This is a genomic window from Deltaproteobacteria bacterium (assembly GCA_016234845.1).
Lineage (GTDB): Bacteria > Desulfobacterota > Deferrimicrobia > Deferrimicrobiales > Deferrimicrobiaceae > JACRNP01.
This window is the reverse complement of the sequence record JACRNP010000210.1, coordinates 1-4,447: the sequence shown is the minus strand read 5'-3', so window position 1 is coordinate 4,447 and position 4,447 is coordinate 1. Positions and strand designations below refer to the sequence as shown.

The window sequence follows — 4,447 nt, the reverse complement described above, 5'->3', positions numbered from 1 at the left end:
CCCCGTGCTGGCGACCGCCTCCGGGACCGTGGTCAAAAGCGGTTTCGAGGCGCTGGTCGGCAACGTGGTCGTCCTGGACCACGGCACCGGGTACCGTTCCATGTACGCCCACCTCTCCTCCCGGCAGGTGGCGGAAGGCGATTTCGTGAACCGCGGGGAGGAGCTGGGAAAGGTGGGGGCCACGGGAAGGACCACCGGGCCGCACCTGCACTACGAGGTCCGCGTCAACGGCCTCCCGGTCAATCCGACGCGCTTCCTGAACTAGGCGCGCCCGAAGCGGCGGAGGCCTGACCGCGGCCCCGGGGGGGACTCCCCGTCGGGGCGTTTTTTTTCGTTCGTTAGGAATCCATTGGGGGCCTGACAGGAAGCGAACCCGGGGGAACCCGTCCGATGATCGGCAATTTCCTGAAGAAAATGTTCGGAACCCAGAACGAGCGGACGCTCGACCGGATCCGCCCGCTCGTGGAGAAGATCCATTCGCTCGAGGCCGGGATCGCCCCGTTGTCCGACGACCGGCTCGCGGCGCAGATCGCCGGGTTCCGCGAGCGCGCGGAGAACGGCGAGCCGCTGGACGCGCTCCTCCCGGAGACGTTCGCGGTGGTGCGGGAGGCCGGGAAGCGCGTCCTCGAGATGCGCCACTTCGACGTGCAGATGATCGGCGGGGTGATCCTCCACGAAGGGCGGATCGCGGAGATGCGGACCGGCGAGGGGAAGACGCTCGTCGCCACCCTCCCCATCGTGCTGAACGCCCTGACCGGCCGGGGAGTCCACCTGGTCACGGTGAACGACTACCTCGCGAAGCGCGACGCCGAATGGATGGGACGGCTCTACCGGTTCCTCGGGCTGTCCGTGGGGGTCATCGTCCACGGGATGGACGACGCGGAGCGGCAGGCGTCGTACCGGTGCGACATCACCTACGGAACCAACAACGAGTACGGGTTCGACTATCTCCGGGACAACATGAAGTTCCGGATCGAGGACATGGTCCAGCGGGAGCTGCACTACGCGATCGTGGACGAGGTCGACTCGATCCTGATCGACGAGGCCCGGACCCCCCTCATCATCTCCGGCCCCGCGGAGGAGTCGACCGGCTTCTACGCCCAGGTGAACGGCGTGATCCCGTTCCTCAAGAAGGAACAGGACTACAAGGTGGACGAGAAGGCGCGGCAGGTTCTCCTCACGGAGGAGTCGGGGATCCCCAAGCTCGAGCGGCTCCTGTCGGTCGACAACCTGTACGACCCGCGCAACATCGAGGTCCTGCACCACGTCAACCAGGCGCTGAAGGCGCACGTCCTCTTCCACCGGGACGTGGACTACATGGTGAAGGACGGCGAGGTGGTGATCGTCGACGAGTTCACCGGGCGGCTGATGCCGGGACGGCGCTGGTCCGACGGCCTGCACCAGGCGGTGGAGGCCAAGGAAGGCGTCAAGATCGAGAACGAGAACCAGACGCTGGCGACCATCACCTTCCAGAACTACTTCCGGATGTTCGAGAAGCTGGCGGGCATGACCGGCACCGCCGACACCGAGGCGGCGGAGTTCCAGCAGATCTACAACCTCGGGGTCACGATCGTCCCGACGAACCAGCCGATGGTGCGGGAGGACCGATCCGACCAGGTGTACCGGACGGAGCGGGAGAAGTTCCAGGCCGTGCTGGAGGAGGTGAAGGCGCTGCACGCCGAGGGGCGGCCGGTGCTCGTGGGCACGGTGTCGATCGAGAAGTCGGAGCGGCTCTCGGGGCTTCTCACCCGCAACGGGATTCCCCACAACGTCCTGAACGCCAAGCACCACGAGCGGGAGGCGCAGATCATCGCGGAGGCCGGACACCCGGGACGCGTGACCATCGCCACGAACATGGCCGGGCGCGGCGTGGACATCAAGCTCGGCGAGGGGGTCGTCGGGAAGGGGGGGCTCCACATCGTCGGGACGGAGCGGCACGAATCCCGCCGCGTCGACAACCAGCTTCGCGGCCGCGCGGGGCGGCAGGGGGACCCCGGCTCGTCGCGGTTCTACCTTTCCCTGGAGGACGACCTGCTCCGGATCTTCGGCTCCGACCGGATCGCCCCGATCATGGAGAAGCTGGGAATGGAGGAAGGGGAGCCGATCGAGCACCCCCTCATCAACAAGGCGGTCGAGAACGCGCAGAAGAAGGTCGAGGCGCACAACTTCGACATCCGGAAGCACCTGCTCGAATACGACGACGTGATGAACCGGCAGCGGAAGGTGATCTACGAGATGCGCCGGGAGGTGCTCGAGAGCGACAGCCTCCGCGAAATGGTGCTGGAGTTCGCCGGGGAGGTCTCGGAGGAGATCGCGGGGCGGTTCTGCGAGGAGAAGACGCACCCCGAGGAGTGGGACTTCGACGGGCTCTCGAACGCGGTATACGCCCAGTTCGGCACCCGCATCGGGATTCCGGAGGGAGAGCGGCCCGCGCTCACGCCTTCGCTCGTGGCGGACCGGATCCGGGAGGGAGCGGAGGCGTTCTACGCGAAGAAGGAAGCCGAATACGGCGCGGACGCCATCCGATACCTGGAAAAGATGTTCCTCCTGTCCACCGTCGACGCGCTGTGGAAGGACCACCTCCTCTCGATGGACCACCTGAAGGAGGGGATCGGCCTGCGGGGGTACGCGCAGAAGGACCCGCTCAAGGAGTACCAGCGGGAAGGGTTCGACCTGTTCTCCGACCTGGTCATCCGGGTGAAGGAGGAGTCGCTGAAGCGCCTGTTCCACGTCCGGGTCCAGCGGGAGGAGGAGGGCGCGGAGGAGGTCGCCCGGCGTCTCCAGCCGCAACGGTCCCGGAGGGTATCCCTCTCCCAGGGGGACATCAAGGCGGCGGGCGAGACCACGCAGAAGCGCCAGGGAGCCAAGATCGGGCGGAACGACCCGTGCCCGTGCGGGTCGGGGAAGAAGTACAAGAAGTGCTGCGGCGCGAGCGCGTAGTGCATTCATCTTCGGCTGCGCCGCCTCGGAGGGCGGGGCTCCGTTCGTGGCTCGCCGTGCGATGAACCCGCACGGCTGCGCTTTACCTCACTGCGCCCCCCCTCCTACGGCGGCTCCGCCGGACGAGTGCGCCTTACGTATTGTCTTCCCGATCCGTTGCCGTATTTCTGAGAAGGGGGACTTTGTGGGGAGATGATTGCATGAAACTACCGAAGGAAATCGTAGTCCCCGGGTTCCGAGCAGCCGGGACGTCGTGCGGGATCAAGAAGTCGGGGAAGCCGGACCTGGCGCTGGTGGTCTCCGACCGGCCGTGCGTCTCGGCCGTCGTCTTCACGAGGAACAAGGTGGCCGCGGCCCCCGTCGCCTGGGGGAAGGCGAACCGGAACCGGGGGCGCCTGCGCGGGATCGTGGTCAACAGCGGCAACGCCAACGCCTGCACCGGCGCGGCCGGGACGGAGGCGGTCCGGAAGGTGTCCGCCGCGGCGTGCGCCGCCGCCGGCGTCCCGGAGGGGTCGCTGCTGGTCGGCTCCACCGGGGTGATCGGCGTTCCGCTCCCCGCCGGGAAGATCGCCGCGGCGCTCCCCGCGCTCGCCGCGCGGCTCTCCCCGAAGGGGATCGTCGCCGCCGGGGAGGCGATCCGGACGACCGACGCGTTTTCCAAGCGCGGCGTCCGCCGGGTGCGAATCGGAGGCCGGACGGTCACCATCGGCGGGATCGCCAAAGGGGCCGGGATGATCGCCCCGAACATGGGGACGATGCTTTCGTACCTGTTCACCGACGCGGCGCTCGCTCCCGCGGACGCCCGACGCCTCTTCCGGGAGGCGGTCGACGCCTCCTTCAACCGGATCGTGGTGGACGGCGACACGAGCACCAACGACACGGCGGCCCTCTTCGCCAACGGGGCGTGCGGCCTGCCGCCCCTGTCGGGAAAGGGGCTTTCGGCCTTCGGGGAAGCGCTCCGCGCGCTGATGCTGGACCTTGCGCTGATGATCGTTCGCGACGGCGAGGGGGCGACGAGGGTCGTCCGGCTTTCGGTGACCGGCGCCCGCAGCGACTCGGAGGCCGGAGCGGCGGCGCGGGCGGTGGCGGCTTCCCCCCTCGTCAAGACCGCGGTGTACGGCGCGGACGTGAACTGGGGCCGGGTGATCGCGGCGCTGGGGCGGGCGGGGATCGCGGTGGACCCGATGAAGGTGCAGATGGCGTTCGCCGGGATCGTCCTGCTGCGGCGCGGGATGCGCCCCGACCCGGCGGGCGAGCGCCGCGCGGCACCGCGGATCCGGAAGGACGCCTACGGCATCGACGTCGACCTGGGGCTGGGGAAGGGAAGCTCGTACGTCTACTTCTCGGACCTCACGGAGGAGTACATCCGGATCAACGCAGGCTACCGGAGCTGACGCGCTGGCGGAGAACACTCTTCCCCTCCATCCCCGGAGGAAAACAAAAACCGAAGAGTGTCCCCCTAAAAGGGTGTCCCTTGAAACGGTTTCCCGCGGGCGTGCCGCAGTTG

The 4,447-nt window shown here is 68.2% G+C and carries 3 protein-coding genes; all 3 read left to right on the top strand.

The window, feature by feature from the left end:
* Positions 1-265, top strand: a 265-nt coding sequence (locus HZB86_12815; GenBank protein ID MBI5906398.1) for a M23 family metallopeptidase, incomplete at its 5' end; no start/stop codon positions are given.
* A gap of 125 nt (positions 266-390) precedes the next feature.
* Positions 391-2,940 carry a preprotein translocase subunit SecA gene (gene secA, locus HZB86_12810; GenBank protein ID MBI5906397.1) on the top strand — a complete coding sequence of 850 codons (2,550 nt, stop codon included), beginning with the start codon at positions 391-393 and terminating at the stop codon, positions 2,938-2,940.
* 200 nt (positions 2,941-3,140) lie between these two features.
* Entirely contained in the window at positions 3,141-4,334 is a 1,194-nt protein-coding gene (gene argJ / locus HZB86_12805) for a bifunctional glutamate N-acetyltransferase/amino-acid acetyltransferase ArgJ (GenBank protein MBI5906396.1), read from the top strand.
* The last annotated feature ends 113 nt before the right edge of the window (positions 4,335-4,447 follow it).

Bases quoted from the DNA above. Each gene is read 5' to 3' on its own strand.
- secA (MBI5906397.1), top strand. From the start codon at position 391: ATGATCGGCAATTTCCTGAAGAAAATGTTCGGAACCCAGAACGAGCGG.
- argJ (MBI5906396.1), top strand. From the start codon at position 3,141: ATGAAACTACCGAAGGAAATCGTAGTCCCCGGGTTCCGAGCAGCCGGG.